Annotated in this window: 21 protein-coding genes; 9 read left to right on the top strand and 12 right to left on the bottom strand. The window is 70.2% G+C overall.

The genetic code is table 11. From position 1 onward, the window contains the following. Window positions 1–3 precede the first annotated feature (3 nt). The 5 genes from ACI2LP_RS21585 to ACI2LP_RS21565 form a co-directional block, all read right to left on the bottom strand. Window positions 4–321, bottom strand: a complete 318-nt coding sequence (locus ACI2LP_RS21585; RefSeq protein WP_360873712.1) for a non-heme iron oxygenase ferredoxin subunit — start codon at window positions 319–321, stop codon at window positions 4–6. Continuing rightward, window positions 321–1,517 (bottom strand): Fe-S cluster assembly protein SufD, encoded by a 1,197-nt coding sequence (gene sufD, locus ACI2LP_RS21580; protein WP_404726100.1) that lies wholly within the window; start codon window positions 1,515–1,517, stop codon window positions 321–323. Before sufD ends, ACI2LP_RS21585 begins: the two co-directional genes overlap by 1 nt. A gap of 155 nt (window positions 1,518–1,672) precedes the next feature. After that, on the bottom strand, window positions 1,673–3,094 hold the full coding sequence (gene sufB / locus ACI2LP_RS21575; RefSeq protein ID WP_404726099.1) for a Fe-S cluster assembly protein SufB: 1,422 nt from the start codon (window positions 3,092–3,094) through the stop codon (window positions 1,673–1,675). Beyond that, window positions 3,091–3,831, bottom strand: coding sequence for a helix-turn-helix transcriptional regulator (locus ACI2LP_RS21570; RefSeq protein WP_404726098.1), 741 nt, complete (start codon window positions 3,829–3,831; stop codon window positions 3,091–3,093). Before ACI2LP_RS21570 ends, sufB begins: the two co-directional genes overlap by 4 nt. 142 nt (window positions 3,832–3,973) lie before the next feature. After that, window positions 3,974–7,546, bottom strand: a complete 3,573-nt coding sequence (locus ACI2LP_RS21565; protein ID WP_404726097.1) for a S8 family serine peptidase — start codon at window positions 7,544–7,546, stop codon at window positions 3,974–3,976. A 167-nt stretch (window positions 7,547–7,713) separates the two neighbouring features. Here ACI2LP_RS21565 and ACI2LP_RS21560 point away from each other — a divergent pair, with 167 nt between their 5' ends. The 4 genes from ACI2LP_RS21560 to ACI2LP_RS21545 all read left to right on the top strand — a co-directional run bounded on the left by ACI2LP_RS21560 (window position 7,714) and on the right by ACI2LP_RS21545 (window position 11,727). Next, window positions 7,714–8,637 (top strand): ABC transporter ATP-binding protein, encoded by a 924-nt coding sequence (locus ACI2LP_RS21560; protein ID WP_404726096.1) that lies wholly within the window; start codon window positions 7,714–7,716, stop codon window positions 8,635–8,637. After that, entirely contained in the window at window positions 8,637–9,404 is a 768-nt protein-coding gene (locus ACI2LP_RS21555; protein ID WP_404726095.1) for an ABC transporter permease, read from the top strand. The genes ACI2LP_RS21560 and ACI2LP_RS21555 overlap by 1 nt, the downstream gene beginning before the upstream one ends. A 133-nt stretch (window positions 9,405–9,537) precedes the next feature. Then, complete coding sequence (locus ACI2LP_RS21550; protein ID WP_404726094.1) at window positions 9,538–10,647, top strand: hypothetical protein; 1,110 nt, start codon at window positions 9,538–9,540, stop codon at window positions 10,645–10,647. A 120-nt stretch (window positions 10,648–10,767) separates the two neighbouring features. Next, entirely contained in the window at window positions 10,768–11,727 is a 960-nt protein-coding gene (locus ACI2LP_RS21545; protein ID WP_404726093.1) for a heme A synthase, read from the top strand. A gap of 42 nt (window positions 11,728–11,769) precedes the next feature. On the opposite strand, the gene ACI2LP_RS21540 is transcribed toward ACI2LP_RS21545, so the two are convergent. The 3 genes from ACI2LP_RS21540 to ACI2LP_RS21530 form a co-directional block, all read right to left on the bottom strand. Continuing rightward, window positions 11,770–12,855, bottom strand: coding sequence for an amidohydrolase family protein (locus tag ACI2LP_RS21540; RefSeq protein WP_404726092.1), 1,086 nt, complete (start codon window positions 12,853–12,855; stop codon window positions 11,770–11,772). Window positions 12,856–12,920: 65 nt separating this feature from the next. Further along, complete coding sequence (locus ACI2LP_RS21535; RefSeq protein ID WP_404726091.1) at window positions 12,921–13,262, bottom strand: hypothetical protein; 342 nt, start codon at window positions 13,260–13,262, stop codon at window positions 12,921–12,923. 102 nt (window positions 13,263–13,364) lie between these two features. Continuing rightward, window positions 13,365–14,312 carry a heme o synthase gene (locus ACI2LP_RS21530; protein ID WP_404726090.1) on the bottom strand — a complete coding sequence of 316 codons (948 nt, stop codon included), beginning with the start codon at window positions 14,310–14,312 and terminating at the stop codon, window positions 13,365–13,367. Between the two features lie 317 nt (window positions 14,313–14,629). Between ACI2LP_RS21530 and tkt the strand changes: the two genes are divergently transcribed. The 5 genes from tkt to pgl are packed head-to-tail and all read left to right on the top strand — an operon-like array spanning window position 14,630 to window position 21,198. Continuing rightward, window positions 14,630–16,717, top strand: a complete 2,088-nt coding sequence (gene tkt / locus ACI2LP_RS21525) for a transketolase (RefSeq protein ID WP_404726089.1) — start codon at window positions 14,630–14,632, stop codon at window positions 16,715–16,717. 34 nt (window positions 16,718–16,751) lie between these two features. Then, window positions 16,752–17,870: a transaldolase gene (gene tal, locus ACI2LP_RS21520; protein ID WP_404726088.1), complete on the top strand. Its 1,119-nt coding sequence runs from the start codon at window positions 16,752–16,754 to the stop codon at window positions 17,868–17,870. A gap of 3 nt (window positions 17,871–17,873) precedes the next feature. Next, window positions 17,874–19,394, top strand: a complete 1,521-nt coding sequence (gene zwf, locus ACI2LP_RS21515; protein WP_404726222.1) for a glucose-6-phosphate dehydrogenase — start codon at window positions 17,874–17,876, stop codon at window positions 19,392–19,394. Further along, window positions 19,391–20,419 carry a glucose-6-phosphate dehydrogenase assembly protein OpcA gene (gene opcA / locus ACI2LP_RS21510; RefSeq protein ID WP_404726087.1) on the top strand — a complete coding sequence of 343 codons (1,029 nt, stop codon included), beginning with the start codon at window positions 19,391–19,393 and terminating at the stop codon, window positions 20,417–20,419. Before zwf ends, opcA begins: the two co-directional genes overlap by 4 nt. Further along, window positions 20,416–21,198 (top strand): 6-phosphogluconolactonase, encoded by a 783-nt coding sequence (gene pgl, locus ACI2LP_RS21505; protein ID WP_404726086.1) that lies wholly within the window; start codon window positions 20,416–20,418, stop codon window positions 21,196–21,198. Before opcA ends, pgl begins: the two co-directional genes overlap by 4 nt. 398 nt (window positions 21,199–21,596) lie before the next feature. Here the strand turns inward: pgl and ACI2LP_RS21500 are convergent, their stop codons facing one another. Genes ACI2LP_RS21500 through pgi form a run of 4 tightly spaced genes read right to left on the bottom strand, consistent with a single transcriptional unit; the run spans window position 21,597 to window position 25,756 of the window. Continuing rightward, window positions 21,597–22,007 carry a DUF3052 domain-containing protein gene (locus ACI2LP_RS21500; protein WP_404726085.1) on the bottom strand — a complete coding sequence of 137 codons (411 nt, stop codon included), beginning with the start codon at window positions 22,005–22,007 and terminating at the stop codon, window positions 21,597–21,599. Beyond that, window positions 22,004–23,593: a PH domain-containing protein gene (locus ACI2LP_RS21495; RefSeq protein ID WP_404726084.1), complete on the bottom strand. Its 1,590-nt coding sequence runs from the start codon at window positions 23,591–23,593 to the stop codon at window positions 22,004–22,006. The genes ACI2LP_RS21500 and ACI2LP_RS21495 overlap by 4 nt, the downstream gene beginning before the upstream one ends. Then, window positions 23,590–24,099, bottom strand: a complete 510-nt coding sequence (locus ACI2LP_RS21490; protein WP_404726083.1) for a PH domain-containing protein — start codon at window positions 24,097–24,099, stop codon at window positions 23,590–23,592. Before ACI2LP_RS21490 ends, ACI2LP_RS21495 begins: the two co-directional genes overlap by 4 nt. Before the next feature lie 4 nt (window positions 24,100–24,103). Beyond that, window positions 24,104–25,756 (bottom strand): glucose-6-phosphate isomerase, encoded by a 1,653-nt coding sequence (gene pgi / locus ACI2LP_RS21485; RefSeq protein ID WP_404726221.1) that lies wholly within the window; start codon window positions 25,754–25,756, stop codon window positions 24,104–24,106. Window positions 25,757–25,837: the final 81 nt, after the last annotated feature.

The following is a 25,837-nucleotide window of genomic DNA, read 5'->3' as shown; positions in this document are numbered from 1 at the left end:
GACTCAGGACTCCTGGGTGACGGAGACGAGCACATCGTCCCCTTCGATCTTTACGGGGTATACGGGGACGGGGCGCGTCGCGGGCAGGCCATTCGGCTTACCGGTACGGAGGTCGAAGCTGGAGCCGTGCAGCCAGCACTCGATCGAGCAGTCCTCGACCTCGCCCTCCGAGAGCGAGACGTTCGCGTGCGAGCAGATGTCGTTGATCGCGAACACCTCCCCCTCGGCGCGGACGACGGACACGGGCGTGCCGTCGAGTTCCACCCGCTTGGGGGTGCTCTCCTCCAGCTCGCTCAGCCCACAGGCTCGGACGAAGGCCATCAGACGGATGCCTCCAGCTCCGCGTCGATCTTGGCGAGCAGGCGCTCCTCGACGTCGGGCAGGCCGATCTTCTGAACCAGCTCGGCGAAGAAGCCGCGGACCACGAGGCGGCGGGCCTCGTCGGCCGGGATGCCGCGGGACTGCAGGTAGAAGAGCTGCTCGTCGTCGAATCGGCCGGTGGCGGAGGCGTGACCGGCACCGACGATCTCGCCGGTCTCGATTTCCAGGTTCGGCACGGAGTCGACCCGCGCGCCGTCCGTGAGGACGAGGTTGCGGTTCATCTCGTAGGTGTCCGTGCCCTCGGCCTTGGCCTCGATCAGGACGTCGCCGATCCACACCGCGTGCGCGTCCTGGCCCTGCAGCGCGCCCTTGTAGGCGGCGTTGGAGCGACAGTGCGGGGCGTTGTGGTCGACCAGGAGGCGGTGCTCCTGGTGCTGGCCGGCGTCGGTGAAGTACAGACCGAGGAGCTCGGCCTCGCCGCCGGTGCCCGCGTACTGCACGCGCGGGTGCAGACGTACGACGTCGCCGCCGAAGGTCACCACGATCGACTTGAAGGAGGCGTCCCGGCCGACCAGCGCATTCTGCTGGGAGACATGGACGGCCTTGTCGTCCCAGTCCTGGACGGAGACCACAGTGAGCTTCGCGCCGTCGCCGAGCAGATAGTCGACGTTGGCGGCGAGCACCGCGTCACCGGTGTGGTCGATGACCACGACGGCCTCGGCGAAGGCGCCGAGCTCGATGACCTGGTGGGCGAAGGCGGTGCCGCCCTCGCCGTGCACGGCGATCCGGACCGGCTCGGTGAGCACGGTCTCCTTGGGCACGGTGACGACCGAGGCCTTCTCGAAGGAGGAGTACGCCTGGGCGGCCACCCGGTCCACCGGGGTGCCGGCCCTGCCGAGCCGCGCGTCGTCACGGCCGACGGTCTCGATGATGACGCCCTCGGGCGCGTCGATGTCGACCTTGATGCCGTTGCCGGTCGCGATCGCGGTGCCGTCGTGCAGACCGCGCAGCCGCTCCAGGGGAGTGAAACGCCACTCCTCCTCGCGGCCGTGCGGCACCGGGAAGTCCGCCACGTCGAAGGACGGGGGCGCACTCATACGGGTGGCGACGGTCGACTCGGCGGCCACCGCGACGGCTCCCGCCGTGATGGAGCCGGAGGTGGTGGCACCCGCCGGGATGTTCTGGGCCTGAGCCATGGCTGTCGTACTGCTCGCTTTCTGCCTCGTCGTACTCGCCCGCCGTCGGCGGCGGGGCCGGCGGCGCCTTTCGGCGCTGCTCTGCCCTGCCGCCGTGCGGCGCGCTCGGGGCTCAGCGGCTGAGCCCGGGGTCGTTGGTCGTCGCTGCCGGGCGCTCAGCCCACGGAGCCCTCCATCTGCAGCTCGATCAGCCGGTTGAGCTCCAGCGCGTACTCCATCGGCAGTTCCTTGGCGATCGGCTCGACGAAGCCGCGCACGATCATCGCCATCGCCTCGAACTCGGTCATGCCACGGCTCATCAGGTAGAAGAGCTGGTCCTCGGAGACCTTGGAGACGGTCGCCTCGTGGCCCATGGACACGTCGTCCTCGCGGACGTCCACGTAGGGGTAGGTGTCCGAGCGGGAGATCGTGTCGACCAGCAGCGCGTCACAGAGCACATTGGACTTCGCGCCCGGCGCGCCCTCGCCGATCTCGATCAGACCGCGGTAGGAGGTGCGGCCGCCGCCTCGCGCCACCGACTTGGAGACGATGTTGGAGGAGGTGTTCGGGGCCATGTGGACCATCTTGGCGCCGGCGTCCTGGTGCTGGCCCTCGCCCGCGAAGGCGATGGACAGGGTCTCGCCCTTGGCGTGCTCGCCCATCAGGTAGACGGCCGGGTACTTCATCGTCACCTTGGAGCCGATGTTGCCGTCGACCCACTCCATGGTCGCGCCCTCGTAGGCCACGGCCCGCTTGGTGACCAGGTTGTAGACGTTGTTCGACCAGTTCTGGATCGTCGTGTAGCGGCAGCGGCCGCCCTTCTTGACGATGATCTCGACGACGGCGCTGTGCAGCGAGTCGGAGGAGTAGATCGGCGCCGTACAACCCTCGACGTAGTGGACGTAGGCGTCCTCGTCGACGATGATCAGCGTCCGCTCGAACTGGCCCATGTTCTCCGTGTTGATGCGGAAGTAGGCCTGCAGCGGGATGTCGACGTGCACACCCTTCGGCACGTAGATGAACGATCCGCCGGACCACACGGCCGAGTTCAGCGAGGCGAACTTGTTGTCGCCGACCGGGATGACCGTGCCGAAGTACTCCTGGAAGAGCTCCGGGTGCTCCTTCAGCGCGGTGTCCGTGTCGAGGAAGATGACGCCCTGCTCCTCCAGGTCCTCACGGATCTGGTGGTAGACGACCTCGGACTCGTACTGGGCGGCGACGCCGGCGACCAGGCGCTGCTTCTCCGCCTCCGGGATGCCGAGCTTGTCGTAGGTGTTCTTGATGTCCTCGGGCAGGTCCTCCCAGGACTCCGCCTGCTTCTCCGTGGAGCGCACGAAGTACTTGATGTTGTCGAAGTCGATGCCCGACAGGTCAGAGCCCCAGCTCGGCATGGGCTTCTTGTCGAACAGCCGCAGCCCCTTCAGGCGCAGCTTCAGCATCCACTCCGGCTCGTTCTTCTTCCCCGAGATGTCGCGTACGACGTCCTCGGAGAGACCGCGCTTGGCCGCGGCGCCTGCCGCGTCGGAGTCGGCCCAGCCGAATTCGTACGTACCCAGACCCTCGAGTTCGGGGTGGGCAGTCTCCGTGGGGAGAGTCATGCGGGGTTCCTCCCGGCCGTGCTTTCAGATGCTGGTGGTGTGGTGGTCTGTGGGGCGCCGTGCGGGATGAACGTGGTGCAGACGCCGTCGCCGTGGGCAATGGTGGCGAGCCGTTGCACATGCGTTCCCAGGAGGCGGGAGAAGGTCTCCGTCTCCGCCTCGCACAGCTGTGGGTACTGCTCAGCGACATGGGCGACCGGGCAGTGGTGCTGGCAGAGCTGTTCGCCGACCGGTGCGCTACGCGCCGTAGCAGCGTACCCGTCGACGCTCAAGGCCTTGGCCAGCGCTTCGGCGCGCTCCTCGGGTGGCGCGGCCTCGATCGCCGCGCGGTAGGCCCTGGCCGGTGCCTCGAGCCGGTCCCGGGCGAAGGCGGCGACGGCCGCCTCTCCCGCTTCCCCGCCGCCGGCGGACCGCTCGATCCAGCGGAGCGCGTCGACGGCCAGCGTGTCGTAGGACTGGTCGAAGGCGTCCCGGCCGCAGTCGGTGAGGGCGAACACCTTCGCGGGCCGCCCGCGCGTACGCGCGCCGTAGATCCGCTGTTCGCGGGGCTCGATCACATTGTCGGAGACGAGTGAGTCGAGATGGCGGCGTACGGCTGCCTGGGTGAGGCCGAGCCGGGTCGCGAGATCGGCGACGGTGGACGGGCCGTGGTCCAGGATGGAGCGCGCGACCCGGTTGCGTGTGGAACGCTCTCCGGTCGCGAGTTCCTCGTGGGGAGCCTCGCCAACGTTTTTCACAACACCATTGTTGCGTAATTCCTCTGGCGCTGACAACTGCCGTCCAAGGCGTGAGCCGGTGCGCTTCATCACTAAGGGTCACCTAAGCAAGGAGCCCGCCCGGCTTCGCCGGACGGGCTCTGACCAGGTATTTCCCTGAGAATCAGCCCACCAGATCGGGGCGGTCGGTGACCCTGATCGAATTCACCAGAGTCTTGCCTGAATTCGCCACGAATCGCAGGTTGAGCCGGCCGTCCGTCACCTGGACCGTGAAGGCGCGGTCGTGCGCCGTGCGGACGCCCGCTTCCAGCGCCAGATCGAGGTTCGGTACGTACTGCGTCCCCTCGGCCATCACGTCGAAGACCCGGTCCGTCGGGTCCTTGGAGCTGAGCTCGGCGAAGCCCAGCTCGATCCGGTAGGTGCCGGCCGGCAGCCCGTCGAAGCAGTATTCGTACATGCCCTGCCGGGCGGTCCGGTAGAGCCTTGGGTCGGCAGCCCCGGTGATCGCCCGGCTGGTGGAGAGCTCACTTGCGCTGCCCAGATATCCGTACGCGCCGGTGGCGTACTTGCGGTCCGGGCTCCAGGTGTCACCCAGCGCGTCCACCGAGGACGTGGCCGTGCCGGTGTCAATGGCCGTCTGGTAGGCGGGAACGACCACCTTCACCGGGATGTCGATCACGGGTCTGCGGCCGCTCTCGGACTTCACCTGAAGTGTCCCGGTCAGGACCGTGCCGGGAGCGGCTCCCGTGGTGTCGACGCTCAGAGCCACCTTCTGCGCGGCCCCGGCCGCCAGCTGTCCGGTGCCGGGCGCCACCTTGATCCAGCTCTTGCCGTCCTTCTCGGCGATCGTGAAGGGCGTGTCGGAACCGGTGTTGGCGAGGGTGAGCGTGCGGGTGCGCTGCTGAGCCGCCGGTACGACCACAGTCAGCGAGGCGCTGTCGGCGGCCACCCGGCCGGTCTTGAGCACGGCGTCCGACACCGCGATCTCGCCGGGCTTCGGGGTCTGCCGGGCGCTCGCCCCGGTGTAGGCGGCGGCGGAGACGGCGATGTCGTACGGGGCGTCGGCGGGCACCTGGAGGAGATAGCCGCCGTCGGCGCCGGTGACATCGCTGCCGGTGGGTGCCCCGCCGCTGCTCACGGCCACGGATGCGCCCGCGACCGGCCTGCCGTCGTTGGCGTCGGTGATCCGGCCGGCCACGACCGCGCTCTTGGTGGTACGGAAGCCGATGCTCAGGCCCTCGCGAACGGTGCCCTCGTTGAAGGAGTAGAGCAGCGCGTCGGTGCCGGTCGCGTTCTCGGCGCCGATGGTCGCGCCCGAGCCGTTCTCGAAGCCGGCTCCGGAGATGTCCTTGTAGTGGAAGGACGCGGAGCCGTCCTCGCCGAGGACCGCCGCGAAGGAGACCCGCTCGGAGGTGGTCGCCGCGATCAGCGCGTTGCGCCACTCGACGACGATCTTCCGGTGCGGGGCGGTGCCGGTGGCGGACCAGTACACGCCCGCGTCGGCGTCGACCGTGAGGTTGTCCCAGAACGGATAGAGCGAGCCGTTCGGGGCGAAGCTGGTGGGCAGGGTGCTGTTGCTGCTGGATGTGGAGGCGGTCCCGAAGGAGAGCACCCCGTCGATGGACGCGGTCGCCGCCCGGTAGGTGCGGCCGTAGAACGCCACCGGGAACGGCAGCTCGAAGGAGGCCGTGCCGAAGGTGGTGCTGGTGTACGCCAGCTTGGTGGCGCCGGCCGGGAAGTCGCCGCCGCCCAGTGCGCAGGCGGTGCCGAAGGTGTCGGTCCGGTCGGGCAGCACGATGTCCTTCGCCGTACTGCCGCTGACCTCGACGCGCACGCTGGTCACCGATGCACAGCGGTGGCCGGGAGTGACGGCGAGGTCGTACGTGCCGACCGGGAGGCGCAGCGTGTAGCTGCCGTCGGCGGCGGACGTGGTGGTGACCGGGGTGCCCTGGGCGGTGACGACGGCGCCCGCCTCGGCACCGGCGTAACCGGTGATCTTGCCGCTGACATCGGCGGAGGCCGCCTCGTCGAGCGCGAAGTCCCTGACCGTGCTGCCGTTCTCGACGACGGTGACGGAGCCCTGCGCGGTGACGTATCCGAACTTGGCGACGCTCACCTTGTAGTCGCCGACCATCACCTTGGGCAGGGCGTAGCCGCCGTCGGCGCCGCTGGTGACCGTCGTGTTCATCGGGCCCTCGAAGCGCAGGGTGGCGTCGGCGAGCGGGCCCGCGGCGGTGGTGACCTTGCCACTGACCGCGCCGAGCGCGCCGCGCGGGGTGGCCGTGACGGCGGCGTACGCGTCGAGGCGGCCCTCGCCGAAGACGTTGTTGTCGGCGGCCGTGCCGCCGCACGTGGTGTTGTCCACGTCGACGGCGGCGGCGTCGAGGAGCTTCTCGGTCTCGGCGACATTGCCGCGGATCGCCGGCGCGGCCGACCACATCAGCGCCACGGTGGCGGCGGTGTGGGGTGAGGCCATCGACGTACCGGAGATGGAGTTGTAGCCTCCGCCGGTCCAGGAGGAGCGGACGTTGACGCCCGGGGCGGCCAGATTGGGCTTGAGGCCGCCGGCCTCGCCGGTGCCGCGCGAGGAGAACGACGCGATGGTGTTGTTGATGTCGAAGGCGCCGGAGGAGTACGAGTTCGTGTACGCGCCGGGCGATCCGGAGGTGTTGCAGCCCGGACCGCTGTTGCCGTTGGAGAACGCCGGGAAGATGCCCGCGTCCCGCCAGGACTGCACGACCTCCTTGTACCAGGGGTCGATGACGGCGCTGCCCCAGGAGTTGTTCACCACGTCGGGTGCGAGGTCGGGGCGGGGGTTGGCACCAGCGGGGTCGGTGGGCGCGACGATCCACTGGCCGGAGCGGAGCAGCGAGTCGCGGCTGCAGGAGCTGGTCTCGCAGCCCTTGGCGGCGATCCACTTGGCGCCGGGGGCGACGCCGATCTGGTTGCCCGCGCCGTCGTCGCCGACCATGGTGCCCATGGTGTGGGTGCCGTGACCGTTGTTGTCGCAGGGTGCGGCGGTGGTGCAGATCTTGGCCGGGTCGAACCAGTTGTAGGCGTTGTCCAGGCTGCCGTCGGACTTCAGCCCGCGGTACTTGGCCTTCACAGCCGGGTGGTCGAACTGCACGCCGGAGTCGATGCTGGCGACGACCACGCCCTCGCCGCGTATGCCGAGTTCGGACCAGACCTTCGGGGCGTTGATCCGGTCGACATTCCACTCGACGGCGTCCAGGCGCGCTTCGTTCCGTCCCGGCAGCGGGTCGGGGATGGTGATCGGGTCGTCTGCCTCCAGCGCCGCGACGTCGGAGCGGGCCGCGATCTTCTCGGCGAGCGCCTTGCCTGCGGTCACCTTGAGGGTGTTGGCGATCCAGAACGACTCGTAGCGGACGCCTGCGCCGTCCAGCAGGGCCCGCAGCCCGGCCTGGGACTTCTTCGCGTAGGCCAGCTTCGTTTCGTACAGGGTGCGCGCCTTGGCGGTCTTGCCCTTGGCCCTGCGGGCGGCGGATGTGTCGGCCTCATGCGTCAGGGCGACCCAGAAGGTCGCCCTGTCCCTGGCGTCGAGCTGCGCGAGGACGCCGGACTCGGTCTTGGTCCCATACGCGGACGGTGCGGCGGACAAGGCCGCGTCGGGTTGCTGTGCCTGGGCCGGGGCGGCGCCGAGCGCGATGGGCAGGGCCACGGCCACTGCGGTCAGGGCGGCTAAGGCTCTGCGCCGTCCCGGGGTGCGTCTAGCCACGAACTCTCCTTCGTGAGTGGGTCCGTACCGACACTCGATCGTGAAGGAATTGGCAGGTTCATGTGAAGAACGCCTCAGGAGTCAGTTCAGGCCATTCCGCCCCCGGCATCCCATGCGTCCCGGCCCCGCTCCTCGGGGGCCTTCGACCCCCGCCTAGACTTCCCGGCATGCGAAGCGAGTCCGTCGTCCAGATCCGGGGCCTGGTCAAGCGGTACGGATCCAAGACGGCCGTGGACGGGCTCGACCTCGAGGTCCCCCACGGCTGCGTGACCGCCGTCCTCGGCCCCAACGGAGCGGGCAAGACCACCACGATCGAGACCTGCGAGGGCTATCGCCGTGCCGACGCGGGCACCGTGCGGGTCCTCGGCCTCGATCCCGTGGCCGACGCGGCGAGGCTGCGGCCCAGGATCGGCGTGATGCTCCAGTCCGGCGGGGTGTACTCGGGCGCCCGCGCCGACGAAATGCTCCGCCACATGGCGAAGCTGCACGCCCACCCCCTCGATGTGGACGCGCTCATCGAACGGCTCGGCCTCGGCAACTGCGGCCGCACCACCTACCGACGGCTCTCCGGCGGCCAGCAGCAGCGGCTCGCACTGGCGATGGCCATCGTCGGCCGCCCCGAGCTCGTCTTCCTGGACGAGCCGACCGCGGGCCTCGACCCGCAGGCCCGCAGATCCACCTGGGAGCTGGTCCGCGAGCTCCGCGCAGACGGCGTCTCCACCGTCCTGACCACGCATTTCATGGACGAAGCCGAAGAACTTGCGGACAATGTCGCGATCATCGACGCGGGCCGGGTCATCGCCCAGGGCAGCCCGGAGCAGCTCTGCCGGGGCGGCGCCGAGAACACCCTGCGCTTCACCGGCCGACCGGGCCTCGACGTCGGCTCACTGCTGAAGGCACTGCCGGACGGCACGGAGGCGGCGGAGCTCACGCCCGGCGCGTACCGCATTACGGGCCAGGTCGACCCGCAGCTGCTGGCAACCGTGACGTCCTGGTGCGCGCAGCACGGTGTGATGCCGGACGGCATCTCGGTCGAGCGCCACACCCTTGAGGACGTGTTTTTGGAGCTGACCGGTAAGGAGCTGCGCTGATGAGCGCCGGTACGTACACGCCGAACCCCGGGGCGGCTCCGGTCGGGCGGATGATCGCGGCGCAGGCGGCGTTCGAGACGAAGATGCTGCTGCGCAACGGCGAGCAGCTGCTGCTCACTGTGATCATCCCGTCGCTCCTGCTGGTGCTGTTCTCGACGGTCGACATCATCGACACGGGAGCAGGCAGTGCGGTCGACTTCCTGGCACCCGGTGTCATCGCCCTCGCCGTGATGTCCACCGCCTTCACCGGCCAGGCCATCGCGACGGGCTTCGAGCGACGGTACGGCGTCCTCAAGCGGCTCGGCGCATCGCCGCTCCCCCGCTGGGCGCTGATGACCGCGAAGACCCTGTCCGTGCTGGTCACCGAGGTGCTGCAGATCGTCCTGCTGACGGTCATCGCCTTCGCGCTCGGCTGGTCGCCGCAGGGCAACCCGCTCGCCGTACTGCTGCTGCTCGTTCTCGGCACCGCCGCCTTCTCCGGCCTCGGGCTGCTGATGGCCGGGACGCTCAAGGCCGAGGCGACGCTGGCCGCCGCCAACCTGGTCTTCCTGCTGCTGCTGGTCGGCGGCGGAGTGATCGTGCCGCTGGACAAGTTCCCGGACGGCGTCCAGTCGGTCCTCGCGCTGCTGCCGATCTCGGCGCTCTCGGACGGTTTGCGCGATGTGCTCCAGCACGGTGCAGCGATGCCGTGGGGCGATCTCGGCATCCTCGCCGCCTGGGCGGTGCTCGGCCTGGGCGCGGCTGCCCGGCTGTTCCGCTGGGACTAGGCCCGGAGCCCGCAGGTCTTGGGAGTAGGCCCACAGGTCTTCCACTGGGCCAGGTGTCTTCCGCTCGCACTGACTCACGGGCCAGTATGAGCCTGCCAAGATCCGCCCGGGATCCGCACGGTGGGAGGCCTCGATGGAGCGGACTGCCGCACTGCGACTGGACGCGGAATGGGCCAAGGTCAGGTCCGGCAGGCCCGGCGTCTCACCCCACGCCCGCGAGCGCATGCTGACGGAGCTGATCGCCGCGCTCGCCCCGCACGCCGAGGACGACCTCTCGCTCACCGCGAGGCTCAGCCTGCGCTACGGCGATCTGGCACGCCACCACTTCGACACCGGCCGCCGCGCGGAGGCCCTGACCGCCGTCGACGAGGCGGTCCTGCGCTGCGAGGAGCCCGCCCGGCACGACCCGGAGCACGCCCGCTGGTACGCCAGGGCGCTGATCAGCCAGGCCGTCTATCTCGCCGAGCCGCTGAGCGACGAGCTGGGCCTGCCGCGGTACGCGTTCCAGCCCGACGGTGAGCAGCCACCGCCCGGCGATCGCGAGGACGGGCTGGCCGCGCTGGCGGCCACCCGTCGGGCCATCGAGGTCTGGGAGGGTCTTGACCCGTCGGACCCGCAGAACCAGGAGGGCCTTGCCCAGGCCCATGTCTTCCTCGGCGACCGGCTGGAGGAGCTGGGGCAGCCGGTGGAGGCCGCGGCCTGGGCGGTACGGGCGGAGCGGGAGTTCCACGCCCTGTGGCCGGACTCCGAGGCGAGCGAGTCCAGGCATGCCGCCGCCCTGGAACACCTCGGCGACCAGCTGGAACGCAGGCTGCGGCGCTGCCCCTTCGACGGCGGGCTGATCCGGCTGCGTACCCAGGAGCTGCTTCCGGCACGGCTGCTGCCGCTCGCCGTGGTGGCGGCGCGCATCGAGGGCGTGGAGCCGGATGCGATCGCCAAGGGGCTGCGGCTGGAGGCCGCGGAGGTCCGCAGGATCCTGCGGGCGCGGTGCTGGCGCGCGGTGTGGCGGTTCGACATACGGGATACGGCGGACGGGACCTGGCGCCCGATGACGTATCCCTGGCGCGGCATGGACGCCGTCACGGACCGCAGCGCGGAGGCGGTGGCGGCGGAGCTCACGGACGCGTTCCTGAACTCGCCGTACCGGCCGCCGACATCGGCGCACTGGCGGATCGCGGTGTGGTGGGAGGAGGAGGACCATCTGGACGGCTCATGCTTCCGCAGGACGTACGCACCGTCCTGACCCCGAACCGGCGGGACCGACCCAGGAACCACCGGGCCACGCCCCGGAAACCCGCCCCGAACCAGCCGGGACCCGACCCCTCGTGAAAACGTGCACAATCCCCGCTCTACGATAGAGCCCGTGCAAACCCCCCTCGCCTACATCGCCAAGCGCTGGACGCCCACCCCTGAGACGGTCCGGCGCGCCGCGCTCTCCGCCGTCGTCATGAGCGTGGTCATCATCGTCACCGGCGGCGCGGTCCGGCTGACCGGCTCCGGTCTCGGCTGCGACACATGGCCCAAGTGCACGGACGACAGCCTCTTCGCCACGCCCGCGCAGGGCATCCACGGCGCGATCGAGTTCGGCAACCGGATGCTGACATACGTCCTGTCGGCCGCCGTCGGCTGGACGATCATCGCGGCGAGCGCGGCCAGGCCGCGGCGACGGCGGCTGACCCGGCCGGCCTGGGCGCAGTTCTGGATCGTGATGGGCAACGCCGTTCTCGGCGGCATCACGGTCATGGCGGGCCTCAACCCCTGGACCGTGGCGGGGCACTTCATGCTCGCCACCGGGCTCCTCACGGTTGCCACCGTCACCTGGCAGCGGGCTCGCGAGGGCGACGGCACACCGCGCCCGCGCGTCCCGCGCCCGGTCCGCAAGCTGTCGTGGGCGATCGTCGTCACCTCGGCGCTGCTCATCGCGCTGGGCACCTCGGTGACCGGTTCGGGCAAGCACGCCGGCGACAGCAGCGAGGTACCGCGCATGCCCTGGGACTGGATGGACGCCGCACATGTCCACGCGGCCGCCGCCTGGGTGGTCTGCGCGCTCGCCGTCGCGATGTGGCTGGTGCTGCGGGTGGTCGACGCCCCCGACGACACCCGGGCGCGCGCCCGGGACCTGCTGCTCGTGCTGCTCGCTCAGGGGGCCGTGGGCTATGTGCAGTACTTCACGCATGTCCCCGAGGCCCTGGTCGCCGCCCATATGCTCGGCTCCGCGCTGATGTGGATCGCGGTGGTGCGCCTCGCGCTGAGCCTGCGCGAGCGCCCCGAGGAGACCGCGGAGGTCCCGGCCCAGGCCGACCCGGCGCTCTCGAACGCCTGACAGCACCCCGCCTCCCACACCGGGCGCGCGCCCCGTGGACACTCAGCCGTCCGACAGTCCGTAGATACGGCGGGCATTACCCGCCGCGATCATCGCGGCTACCCGGTCCGCGTCCGCACGGGCCCAGGCCCCGTCGCCGACCCACCCCCCGAGCACCCGCGCGAGCGCCTCGCGGAAGATCCGCGCGCCCACGACATGCAGCTCGGGCAGCCCGCGGGCACCGCTGGAGAAGAGCAGCTTCCCGAACGGCGCGAGCTCCAGGATCTCCGCGAGGACGGCCGCGGCCCGCGCCCCCGTATGCACGAGGGCGGGCCCCAGATCGGCGTACACATGCGGAAAGACGCTCGCCAGATGTGCGGCATGGCGGTGGTACGGATAGCCGTGCAGCAGCACCAGATCGGTGCCGAGCCCCGCGGTGGCGGCCGCGAAGCCTGCCATCAGCATCGGGTCCTCCACGCCGACGTGCAGTTGGAGCGGCAGCCCTGACGCGACCGCGATCCACAGGAGATGCCGCACCAGTACGGGATCGGTGATCCGGCCGCCGACCTGCCGTCCGGCCAGCCAGCGTCCGGCCGCCCCGCGGACCTCGCCAGGACCGGGCGGCTCGGGGGCGAGGGCGAGCCCGTGTCCCACCGCGGCGACGGAGGTGAAGGCGACGGCGGACGCGGCGGCTCCGTGGACGCCCTCGGCAAGGTTGGCGAGGAAGCTGTCGACCGTCCCCGAGGTGTCGGCGACCTGTTCCGCGACCAGTTCCAGACGCACGATCTCCCGCGCCTCGGCCGCCCCCGCCGCGGCGATCTCGGGCGGCCCGGTCAGATCCCCCGGCAGCCCGGTGTCCACCAGATAGGTGGAGATTCCGCTGCCTCTGAGCAGCCGCCTGCCCGACTCCAGCACGCCCAGCTCACGGCGGCGGGCGAGATAGCGGGCGGGCGGGCAGTGCGGCTCAAGACCCAGCAGCGGCGGGCACCAGCGCCGTACCGCGAAGCCGGTCTGGGTGTCGAAGAAGGTGGTGCCGGGGGCGGGCGGTCCCGCGGTCCTGCCCAGATGCGCCTCGAAGGTGCCGAGGCCCAGCTCCGTGCGGAGCACTCCGTGGCAGTACTGGTCCACGAGGGTCGGTGTGTCGATCATCCGGGCTCCCAGTCATGGACTGTGTTTCCACAGTCCTAACGTGGGACACCCGGGTGAGGTGTTGCTCAGCCGTTGGACGGGCCGCCGAGCTGGATGCCTGCCATCCGCTTCCACTCGTACGGACCGGTGCGGACCTTCGCCGCGAAGTCGCCGTCGAACGACTCGTGCAGCGTGATCCCGGCCTGCTGTGCGGCGGCCTCGGCGATGGCGTGGCTCGGCGCGACGAGGTCGCCCCAGCCGCCGTCCTCGCCGACGAGCACGATGCGGGTGCCCATCTGACCGATGTACGCGAGCTGCCCCTCGGCGCCGCCGTGCGCCTTGGCGAAGGCGCTGATCTGCTTGGCGAGCTTGGCCGCCTTCCGCTCCGCGCGGGCTGCCTGCTTCTCGTCCACCTGGGTCTCTGCCATACCCAGGATGCTACCGATGGGTAGATCGTCTGGCGATACCCGGCTGCGTGGCGTGAGCCACTGAAGCTCCGCCCGGACCTCGATCGAGGACCGGAGAAAGTGCTACCGCAGGAAGGGGTCCACCGCGACCGCCACGAAGAGCAGCGAGACATAGGTGATGGACCAGTGGAAGAGCCGCATCTCCTTGAGCTTGCCGCCCGTCACCCCGCTCTTCGCGCGGTTCTGCAGGGAGTGCGCCTCCCACAGCCACCAGCCGCCCGTCACCAGCGCCACCGCGGTGTAGAACCAGCCGGTGTAGCCGAGCGGCGTCAGCAGCAGGGAGACCGCGACCATCACCCAGCTGTAGAGGACGATCTGGCGGGCCACGACCCGGTTGGAGGCGACGACGGGGAGCATCGGGACGCCCACGCGCGCGTAGTCCTCCTTGACCTTCATCGACAGCGGCCAGTAGTGCGGCGGCGTCCAGAAGAAGATGACCAGGAAGAGGATGACCGCGGCCCACGACATCGAGTCGGTGACGGCGGACCAGCCGATCAGCACCGGCATACAGCCGGCGATGCCGCCCCAGACGATGTTCTGCGCGGTGCGGCGCTTGAGGATCATCGTGTAGACGATGACGTAGAACAGCAGGGCGCCCAGCGACAGTGCGGCCGACAGCCAGTTGACCAGCAGACCGAACCAGAGGGTGGAGACGACCGCGAGGACAAGGCCGAAGACCAGGCCCTCGCGCGGGGAGACCATCCCGGTGACCAGAGGGCGCTGCGAGGTGCGGTCCATCAGGGCGTCGATGTCGCGGTCGATGTACATGTTGAGGGCGTTGGCGCCGCCCGCGGAGAGGTAACCGCCGACGCACGTGGTCAGCACGAGCCAGAGGTCGGGCACATCCTGGGCGGCGAGGAACATCACCGGGACGGTGGTGATCAGCAGCAGCTCGATGATCCGCGGCTTGGTCAGCGCAACGAATGCCTTGACGCGGGCCCCGAACGGCCGATGGCCCCCCGGGCTGGGAGTCAAGACGACCCCTGCGGGTCGGGACTCGACGGCCGTCACGCACACCCCTGACAGAGAAATCCCAGCAAGCTCCGGGAGTGAAGACCCGGTAAAGACTTGCGCGTACCACGCCACTCTAGACGTTGCCCAGACACCGATCTTCGCGGGGGTGGGCTCGTGTTGAGCCGTCGCCGCACGGCGCGCGTATACATCGCCGACAGGCGGAGATCCGGCCGGGACGGCACCCTGGCTGTGTCCGGTGTTTTGAATGGCGAACACTCGAAAAGCTGCCCATTGCTCCGGGGGTAGGCTCGACAACGCCCGGTGCTTCCGTCGTCACCGGGACACGAACATGTGGAGAGGAGCCCTGACACAGGGTGAGCACCAAGCCGACCACCACAGACCTCGAGTGGACCGATCTGGACCAGCGGGCTGTTGACACCGTCCGCGTCCTGGCCATGGATTCCGTACAGAAGGTCGGCAACGGCCACCCCGGTACGGCCATGAGCCTCGCGCCCGCCGCGTACGTCCTGTTCCAGAAGCTGATGAAGCACGACCCCGCCGACCCGGACTGGACCGGCCGCGACCGGTTCGTGCTGTCCGCGGGCCACTCGTCGCTGACGCTCTACATCCAGCTCTACCTGGCCGGGTACGGCCTGGAGCTCGACGACCTCAAGGCCTTCAGGACCTGGGGCTCGAAGACCCCCGGCCACCCGGAGTACGGGCACACCGCGGGCGTCGAGACGACGACCGGGCCACTCGGCCAGGGTGTCGCCAACGCCGTGGGCATGGCCATGGCGTCCCGCTACGAGCGCGGCCTGTTCGACCCGGACGCGCCCACGGGCACCTCCCCGTTCGACCACACCATCTGGGTCATCGCCGGTGACGGCTGCCTCCAGGAGGGCATCTCCGCCGAGGCCTCCTCGCTTGCCGGGCACCAGAAGCTGGGCAACCTGGTGATGCTGTGGGACGACAACCACATCTCCATCGAGGGCGACACCGAGACGGCTGTCTCGGAGGACACCCTCAAGCGTTACGAGGCGTACGGCTGGCACGTCCAGCGCGTCGAGCAGCTGCCCAACGGCGACCTCGACCCGGCCGGGCTCTACCGGGCCCTGAAGGCGGCGCAGGCCGAGACCGAGCGCCCCTCCTTCATCGCGGCCCGCTCGATCATCGCCTGGCCCGCCCCGCACGCGCAGAACACCGAGGCCGCGCACGGCTCGGCGCTCGGCGACGAGGAGGTCGCGGCCACCAAGCGCGTTCTCGGCTTCGACCCGGAGAAGTCCTTCGAGGTCTCCGACGAGGTTCTCGCGCACACGCGTGAGGCGCTCGACCGCGGCCGCGAGGCCAAGGGCGAGTGGGAGAAGACGTTCGCCGCCTGGCGCACCGCCAGCCCGGAGCGCGCGGCCGAGTTCGACCGGATCCGCTCGACCGAGCTGCCCGCGGGCTGGGAGGACCAGCTGCCGGAGTTCGAGACCGGCAAGAGCGTCGCCACCCGCGCCGCCTCCGGCAAGATCCTTCAGGCGCTGGGCGCGGTCATTCCCGAGCTGTGGGGCGGTTCCGCCGACCTCGCGGGCTCGAACAACACCACGATCGACAAGACCTCGTCGTTCCTGCCCAAGGGCAACCCGCTGCCGGGGGCCGACCCGTACGGCCGCACGATCCACTTCGGCATCCGTGAGCACGCGATGGCCGCGTCCATGAACGGCATCGCGCTGCACGGCAACACCCGCATCTACGGCGGCACCTTCCTGGTGTTCTCCGACTACATGCGCAACGCGGTGCGGCTCTCGGCGCTGATGCACCTTCCGGTGACGTACGTCTGGACGCACGACTCGATCGGTCTCGGCGAGGACGGCCCGACCCACCAGCCGGTGGAGCACCTGGCCTCGCTGCGCGCCATCCCGGGCCTGAACATCGTCCGCCCGGCCGACGCGAACGAGACCGCGATCGCCTGGCGCGAGATCCTGAAGCGCTACACCAAGAAGTTCGGTGTGGGCGCCCCGCACGGCCTGGCGCTGACCCGCCAGGGTGTGCCGACGTACGAGCGCAACGAGGATGCGGCCAAGGGCGGTTACGTCCTGTTCGACGCCGAGGGCGGCGAGCCGCAGGTCGTGCTGATCGGCACCGGCTCCGAGGTACACCTCGCCGTCGAGGCGCGCGAGCAGTTGCAGGCCGCGGGCATCCCGACCCGGGTCGTCTCGATGCCCTCCGTCGAGTGGTTCGAGGAGCAGGACCAGGGGTACCGGGACTCCGTGCTGCCGCCCGCCGTCAAGGCACGGGTGGCGGTCGAGGCCGGTATCGGTCTGACCTGGCACCGTTTCGTCGGCGACGCGGGCCGCATCGTTTCGCTGGAGCACTTCGGCGCTTCGGCCGACGGCAAGGTCCTCTTCCGCGAGTTCGGCTTCACTGCCGAGAACGTGGCCGCCGCCGCGCGGGAATCTCTTGAAGCCGCCGCGCGCTGACGCCGGTATACGACTAGTAGGAGATGCAATTCTCATGACAGACGCACTCAAGCGCCTCTCCGACGAAGGCGTCGCGATCTGGCTCGACGACCTGTCCCGCAAGCGGATCACGTCCGGCAATCTCGCCGAACTCATCGACCAGCAGCACGTCGTGGGCGTCACCACCAACCCTTCGATCTTCCAGAAGGCGATCTCGTCCGGTGACGGTTACGAGCAGCAGCTCGCCGACCTCGCCGTGCGCAAGGTGACCGTCGAGGAAGCCGTACGGATGATCACGACGGCGGACGTCCGCGACGCCGCCGACATCCTGCGGCCGGTCTTCGACGCCACCGGCGGCCAGGACGGCCGGGTCTCCATCGAGGTGGACCCGCGCCTGGCGCACAACACCCCGGCGACCATCGCCGAGGCCAAGCAGCTCGCCTGGCTGGTGGACCGCCCGAACACGCTGATCAAGATCCCGGCGACCAGGGCCGGCCTGCCGGCGATCACCGAGGTCATCGGCAAGGGCATCAGCGTCAATGTCACGCTGATCTTCTCGCTGCAGCGCTACCGCGAGGTCATGGACGCCTACCTGGCCGGTCTGGAGAAGGCGAAGGCCGCCGGCCTGGACCTCTCCAAGATCCAGTCCGTGGCGTCCTTCTTCGTGTCCCGCGTGGACACCGAGATCGACAAGCGTCTGGACGCCCTGGGCACGCCCGAGGCCAAGGAGGCCCGCGGCAAGGCGGCCGTCGCCAACGCCCGGCTGGCGTACGAGGCGTACGAGGAGGTCTTCTCCTCCGACCGCTGGGCCGCGCTGGACAAGGCGCAGGCCAACAAGCAGCGTCCGCTGTGGGCCTCGACGGGCGTCAAGGACCCGGCGTACAAGGACACGCTGTACGTCGACGAGCTCGTCGCGCCCGGCACGGTCAACACCATGCCGGAGGCCACGCTCGAGGCCACCGCCGACCACGGTGGGATCTCCGGTGACACCGTGCGCGGCAGGTACGAGCAGGCCCGCGCCGAACTCGCCGCCGTGGAGAAGCTCGGTATCTCCTACGACGAGGTGGTACAGCTGCTCGAGGACGAGGGCGTCGAGAAGTTCGAGGCGGCCTGGAACGACCTGCTCAAGTCGACCGAGGCCGAGCTCGAGCGCCTCGCTCCTTCGGAGGGCTGAACACTGCCAAGCAGCAATCCGCTGCGTGACCCCGCAGACCGACGGCTCCCGCGTATCGCGGGGCCGTCGGGCCTGGTCATTTTCGGTGTCACGGGCGATTTGTCCCGTAAAAAGTTGATGCCTGCCATCTATGACCTGGCCAATCGCGGCCTGCTGCCGCCGGGCTTCTCGCTCGTCGGCTTCGCCCGCCGCGAGTGGCAGCACGAGGACTTCGCGCAGGAGGTCCACGACGCCGTCAAGGCCCATGCCCGTACACCGTTCCGCGAAGAGGTCTGGCAGCAGCTCATCCAGGGGATGCGCTTCGTCCAGGGCGACTTCGACGACGACGACGCCTTCGAGACGCTGAAGAAGACGATCGCGGAGCTGGACGAGGTGCAGGGCACCGGAGGCAACTTCGCCTTCTATCTGTCCGTACCGCCGAAGTTCTTCCCCAAGGTCGTCAAGCAGCTCAAGAAGCACGGACTGGCCGAGCAGAAGGGCTCCTGGCGCCGCGCGGTCATCGAGAAGCCCTTCGGCCACGACCTGGCCTCCGCCATGGAGCTCAACCAGGTGGTGCACGACGTCTTCCCGGCCAACGAGGTCTTCCGGATCGACCACTACCTGGGCAAGGAGACGGTCCAGAACATTCTGGCGCTGCGCTTCGCGAACACGCTGTTCGAGCCGATCTGGAACCGGTCGTACGTGGACCATGTGCAGATCACCATGGCCGAGGACATCGGCATCGGCGGCCGGGCCGGCTACTACGACGGCATCGGCGCCGCCCGTGACGTCATCCAGAACCACCTCCTCCAGCTGCTCGCGCTGACGGCGATGGAGGAGCCCGCCTCCTTCGAGGCGGACGCGCTCGCGGCCGAGAAGACCAAGGTGCTGGGCGCGGTGAAGCTGCCCAAGAACCTGGCCGCCGGCACGGTGCGCGCGCAGTATGCCTCGGGCTGGCAGGGCGGCGAGCAGGTCGTCGGCTATCTCCAGGAAGACGGCATCGACGCCCAGTCGAAGACCGACACGTACGCCGCTATAAAGCTGGAGATCGACAACCGCCGCTGGGCGGGCGTCCCGTTCTATCTCCGTACCGGCAAGCGGCTCGGCCGCCGGGTCACCGAGATCGCAGTCATCTTCCAGCGCGCCCCGCACTCCCCCTTCGACCACACGGCCACCGAGGAACTCGGGCAGAACGCCCTGGTCATCCGGGTCCAGCCGGACGAGGGCGTGACGCTGCGGTTCGGCTCGAAGGTGCCGGGCACCTCGATGGAGGTCCGGGACGTCTCGATGGACTTCGCGTACGGCGAGTCCTTCACGGAGTCCAGCCCCGAGGCCTACGAGCGGCTGATCCTCGACGTCCTGCTCGGCGACTCCAACCTCTTCCCGAGGCTGACGGAGGTCGAGCTGTCCTGGAAGATCCTCGACCCGATCGAGCAGTTCTGGGACAAGCACGGCAAGCCCGCGCAGTACCCGGCCGGTACGTGGGGGCCGGTCGAGGCGGACGAAATGCTCGCACGAGACGGACGGAGCTGGCGTCGGCCATGAAGATCGACCTTACGGACACCACCTCCAGCAAGATCAACAAGGCACTGGTGCAGGGGCGGCGGGCGATCGGCACGCCGGCCGTCGGCATGGTGCTCACCCTGGTCATCGTCACCGACGAGGAGAACGCCTACGACGCGCTGAAGGCGGCCAACGAGGCGTCGCGTGAGCACCCTTCGCGCAAGCTGGTCGTCATCAAGCGGGTCTCGCGCTCCCCGCGCGACCGCGCGAAGCCACGCCTGGACGCCGAGGTACGGGTCGGCGCGGACGCCGGCACCGGCGAGACGGTCGTACTGCGGCTGTACGGCGAGGTCATCAACCACGCCCAGTCGGTGGTCCTGCCGCTGCTGCTGCCGGACGCGCCCGTCGTGGTCTGGTGGCCGGTGAACGCGCCGACCGACCCGGCCAACGACCCGCTGGGCGCGCTGGCACAGCGCCGCGTGACGGACACGTACGCCTCCGAGCAGCCGGTGCACGAGCTGACGGCGCGCGCCGAGACCTACACGCCGGGCGACACCGACCTGGCCTGGACCCGGATCACGCCGTGGCGCTCGATGCTCGCGGCAGCCCTGGACCAGGTCGACTGCAAGGTCACATCGGTCGAGGTGGAGGGCGAAGAGTTCAACCCGAGCTGCGAGCTGCTCGCGATGTGGCTGGCGGACCGGCTGCATGTGCCCGTGAAGCGGTCGCCCTCGTCCGGTCCCGGCCTCACCGCGGTGCGGTTGGCGACCAACAGCGGGCCGATCGGGCTGGACCGGGCGGACGGCTCACTGGCGACGCTGTCCATCCAGGGGCAGCCGGACCGGGCGGTGGCGCTGAAGCGGCGTGAGACGTCCGAGCTGATCGCGGAGGAGCTGCGGCGGCTGGACCCGGACGACACATACGCATCGGCGCTGCGGTTCGGCGTGGACCGGCTGGCCGACGGGGACTCGTCGGCTGCGGATGCGTCCGAGGCCGATGCGAAGTCCGCGCCGAAGGCTTCCCCCGCCAAGAAGGCCACCCCGGCCAAGAAGGCGGCATCGAAGTGAGTGCGCCACAGCTCGTCGTCCACCGCGACAAGGAGTTGATGGCGCAGGCCGCGGCGGCCCGGCTGATCACGAAGATCGTGGACGCCCAGGCCGCGCGCGGCTCGGCGTCGGTGGTCCTGACGGGCGGCCGCAACGGCAACGCCCTGCTGGGCGCGCTCGGAGCCTCCCCGGCCCGGGACGCGATCGACTGGCCGCGGCTCGACCTGTGGTGGGGAGACGAGCGGTTCCTGCCGGAGGGCGACCCGGAGCGCAATGTCACGCAGGCCCGCGAGGCCCTGCTGGACAGCGTGCCGGTGGACCCGGCGCGGGTGCATGCGATGCCCGCGTCGGACGGTTCGTACGGCAACGACGCGGACGCCGCGGCCGCTGCGTACGCCGCCGAACTCGCCGCGGCGGCAGGGCCGGAGGACCACGGTCCGGTGCCGACGTTCGATGTGCTGATGCTGGGCGTCGGCCCGGACACACATGTGGCATCACTGTTCCCCGAGCTCCCCGCGGTTCGCGAATCGTCCCGCACGGTGGTCGGCGTCCACGGCGCCCCCAAGCCCCCGCCGACCCGTGTCTCCCTGACCCTCCCGGCGATCCGGGCGGCACGCGAGGTATGGCTGCTGGCGGCGGGCGAGGACAAGGCGAAAGCGGTGGCGATAGCTCTGTCGGGGGCGGGCGAGGTCCAGGCCCCGGCGGCGGGGGCGTATGGCCGGAGCCGGACGCTGTGGCTCCTGGACGCGGCGGCGGCGTCCCAACTCCCGAGGGGCCTGTACCCGCCTGCGTCGCCCTGACGGCCCCGCCCCGGCCGTCCCGTAACCGGGGGCTGGGACCCCGGACCCCCTGCGCCCTGGCAGGCGTGGGGGACCTGTGCCTCAATCGCGGGGCAGGCTTGATTCGGGGCTTCGCCCCGAGCCCCGCGCCTCAATCTCCCCCAGACTTCGTCCGGGGGGACCCCCACGGGGCTGAATTTGCCCGGCCGAGCTTGAAGTTCCGGCCGAACAATCAAGCCCGTCCGGCGATGGAGGACACGCCCGATGGGCGTCCGGGGTCCGGGGCGAAGCCCGGAGTCCGCGCCGCGAAGCAGGCGCGCAGGGGTCCGGGGGCTTGCCCCCAGTTACGGGATGGGGGTCTCCCACGGCCGCCAGGCCGTAGGGGGAGGGCGGGGTGGGGAAGGCCCCGCCGCAGGCGTTCAGCCCGCCCGGTTCTCCAGGCGGCGGACGAACTTCAGACCGGACCAGTCCTCCCCCAGCGCCGCCACCTTCACATCCACCACCCCCAGCGGCAGAAACAACTCCCGCAACCCGTTCTCGGTGATGTCGCTCTCGTGGCCCCCAGCCTTCCGCGGCCACGCGATCCAGAGCATCGCCCGGTCCGCCAGACCCTCGACCAGCGTCGCCGCCTCGGCCGCCAGATCGCCGTGCGTGCGGTAGAACGCAAGCGTCACATCGCCGTCCCGCGAGCCACGCTCCCACACCGTGACCCCCTCGGGCAGATCGGGGATCGCCCAGCCCGGGGGCCGGTGCCTGAGCACCACGCGCTGACCGGGTTTGACGCCGATCTTCTTGGCCAGGGGAGTGCCCGAGTACCCGGATGCGGTCATACGGGGATTGTCGCGCCGCCCTCGGCCGCACCGCATCCCGTCGCCAGGTGCTCCCGTACGAGGAACGGTTCCAGCAGCCCCGGCACCGCCTCCGACGCGAACTCCAGCCCCTCACTCTCCGCCGCGTCGTACACCGAGTACGCCCCCGCTCCCGCTGCCGTCGTCGCCGTCAGGGTCAGGACTCCGGCGGGACGCTGGAAGACCGACTGCTTCACCGTCCAGCCGATGACACCGCCGCGCTGGAGCGCGACCGTCGCGCGCCGGACCGTGCCGGAGCGGGCCAGGAGGTAGCCGCCGCTGATGCCGTGGCCCAGGCTGCGGTACGCGTCCAGGGCGAGGATGACCGCGGCCGGAAGGGCCACGACCGCGCAGACACCCGCGATGTACAGCAGCACGGGCGTGAGCCAGGCGCCCAGAGCCGCCAGCGTCAGCAGGGGCAGCAGCGCCGAGGCGAGTGCCCAGCGCAGGCGCCGGGTGCGGGCGGCCGCGGGGTGGGCGGTCAGACGGGCCGCGTTCGTCGGAGAGACGGGCTCTCGCAGCACCTGTGCGGCCACCTCGTCCGCCACCGCACGCGGGGCGGGTGGCAGCAGCACCTTGAGGTCGGCGTGCTCGTCCTGCTCGTCGTCGGTGAGGCCGGTGGCGACCGCGTCGAGGCGGACGGCGCCGAAGAGTCTGATGCCGAGCGGCTCGACGAGTTCCACTCCACGCAGCCGGCGCTCCTCTATGGATATCGAGCGCGCGGTGAACAGGCCTCGCCGCACCCGGAGTGTGCCGCCCGGCTCCCGCTCCAGGCGGTAGTTCCACCACATCTCGATCCAGAGGCCGAGCGCACCGACGACACCCGCGGCCACGGCCGCGACCACGAGCACCACGGCCATCCAGGCGAGGGAAGTGTCCTGGAAGCGGTCCCGCACCCAGTCGATGACCTTGCCCTGCGCCCCGAACCACTCGCTGACCTGCAGCACGCCACCGACGGCCGTGCCGCCGAGGAGCGGGGCCACGAACGAGACCGGTGCGTAGCGGATCCAGGAGGGGTCGAGGGCGGCGAGCACGCCCTCCCGGTGGGGGCCGGCAGCGGTCGCCGTCCGGGCGAGCAACTCCGTACGCAGCCGCTCGCCCTCCGCCTTGCTGACCGCGTCGAGCTCCAGCGTGGACTCCCCGCCGGTGTGCTCGCCGGTGCCGATGCGCACCTTGACCAGACCGAGTATCCGCAGCAGCGGATTTGCGGACAGGTCGACGCTGCGGATCCGTTCGCGGGCCAGCGAACGGCGTTTGACCAGCAGCAGTCCGGTATGAAGTTCGGCGCGCTCGGGGCCGATACGGTAGCGGGTCCTGCGCCACCGTACGTAGTCCGCGACGCTGCCGGACGCGATCAGCAGCACGGCTCCGGCCAGCACCCAGCCGAATGCCTGCCACAGCGGCATGCCGCCCGCGAGGCCGAGGGCGGCGGGCAGCGCGGCGCCGGCGGCGACGCCCGCCATCACGCACGCGCTGACGAGGACCGTACGCCGGTCCAGCCGCCGCCACTTGGCCGCGGCCGCCTCGCGGGGCGCAGGCACCCCGGGCGCCCCGCCGGGCTCGCTCATGTCGCGTCCCCGGGCGTCGCCCGGGTTATCCGGGTCAGCCGCTCCGCCAGCTCCGCGGCGAGCTCATGGTCGAGCCCCTCGATCCTGATCGCGCCCTTGGACGAGGCGGTCGTGACGGTCACCGTGGCGAGCCGGAACGCCTGCTCCAGCGGTCCGCGCACCGTGTCCACCGTCTGGATCCGGGACATGGGCGCGATCCGCCACTCCTGCCGGAACGCCCCCGTGCGGACATAGACCGCTTCGTCCGTGACCTCCCAGCGGTGCAGCCTGAACCACCACGCGGGGAGGAAGGCGGTGCCGGCCAGACCCAGCACCGCCAGCGCTCCGGCAATGGTCAGCAGCCATGGGCGCGCGGGCGCAAGGAGCGCGCCCAGCACGGCCACGACTGCCACCGGGACAGCGGTCGTCAGCAGCAACTGGACCCGCCACCAGCCGACGACCCGCTCGTTCAGCGCCTGATTGGGCGGCCTCAGCCGCACCGCGCCCTCCCCGCGCTCCCCCGTCATCGGCTCAACGACCGCGCAGCGTGCGGTATGTGTCCACCAGCGTCGCGGTCGAGCTGTCCAGCTGCTCACCACCTGTCCCGGCCGTCAGTACCGGCTCGATCTTCTTGGCGAGCACCTTGCCGAGCTCGACTCCCCACTGGTCGAAGGAGTCGATGTTCCAGACGGCCCCCTGGACGAACACCTTGTGCTCGTACAGCGCGACCAACTGGCCCAGCACGGACGGGGTCAGCTCGTTGGCGAGAATCGTGGTCGTCGGGTGGTTGCCCTGGAACGTCTTGTGCGCCACCAGCTCCTCGGGCACGCCCTCCGCCCGCACCTCCTGAGGCGTCTTGCCGAAGGCGAGCGCCTGCGTCTGCGCGAAGAAGTTGGCCATCAGCAGATCGTGCTGGTCGGCCAGGCCCGGCGACAGATCCTCGACGGGCTTGGCGAATCCGATGAAGTCCGCCGGGATGAACCTGGTGCCCTGGTGAATCAACTGGTAATACGCGTGCTGCCCGTTGGTGCCCGGCGTGCCCCAGACGACGGGACCCGTCTGCCAGTCCACCCGGTTGCCCTCGCGGTCCACGGACTTGCCGTTGGACTCCATGTCGAGCTGCTGGAGATAGGCGGTGAACTTGCTCAGATAGTGGGAGTACGGCAGCACGGCATGCGACTGCGCGTCGAAGAACTCGTTGTACCAGAGCCCGATCAGGCCGAGCAGCATCGGCGCGTTGGCCTCCGCCGGGGCGGTACGGAAGTGCTCGTCGATCAGATGGAAGCCGTCCAGCATCTCCCGGAAGCGGTCCGGGCCGATCGCGATCATCAGCGAGAGCCCGATCGCGGAGTCGTACGAGTACCTCCCGCCGACCCAGTCCCAGAACTCGAACATGTTCGCCGTGTCGATGCCGAAGTCGGCGACCTTCTCGGCGTTCGTGGACAGCGCCACGAAGTGCTTGGCGACGGCCTCCTGGCCGGCCCCCAGCCCGGTGAGCAGCCAGTCGCGTGCCGAGGTGGCGTTGGTGATGGTCTCGATGGTGGTGAAGGTCTTGGAGGCGATGACGAACAGCGTCTCGGCCGGGTCCAAGTCCCGTACGGCTTCGTGCAGATCGGCCCCGTCGACGTTCGAGACGAAACGGAACGTCAGATCGCGCGCGGTGTAGGCGCGCAGCGCCTCGTACGCCATGGCCGGGCCCAGGTCGGAGCCGCCGATGCCGATGTTGACGACGTTGCGGATGCGCTTGCCGGTGTGGCCGGTCCACCCGTCGGACCTGATCCGGTCGGAGAAGGCGCTCATCCTGTCGAGCACCGCGTGCACCGCCGGCACCACGTTCTCGCCGTCCACCTCGATCACGGCGTCCCGCGGCGCGCGCAGCGCCGTGTGCAGGACGGCCCGGTCCTCGGTGGTGTTGATCTTCTCGCCGCGGAACATCGCGTCCCGCAGCCCGGCAACGTCGGTGGCCACGGCCAGCTCGCGCAGCAGCGCCAGCGTCTCGTCGGTCACCAGATGCTTGGAGTAGTCCAGGTGGAGATCGCCGACCTGGAGGGTGTACGCCCTGCCGCGGTCCTCACCGGCCGCGAACAGCTCCCGCAGATGCGTCTGTCCCAGCTGCTCACGGTGCTTGCCGAGAGCGATCCATTCCGGCGTCCGGTTGAGCCTGGTACGTCCTTCTGCGTTCATCTCGGACATCAGCCCACTTCTTCTCGTACCTGCCTGCGTGCCCCGCTGCGGTTCCCAACCTAATTGATCAGCGGGGTGGGG

Origin of the sequence: Streptomyces sp. NPDC019890 (genome assembly GCF_044903445.1) — a bacterium.
In the GTDB taxonomy this organism is placed as follows: Bacteria; Actinomycetota; Actinomycetes; order Streptomycetales; family Streptomycetaceae; genus Streptomyces.
This window is presented reverse-complemented; position numbering and strand designations above follow the sequence as displayed.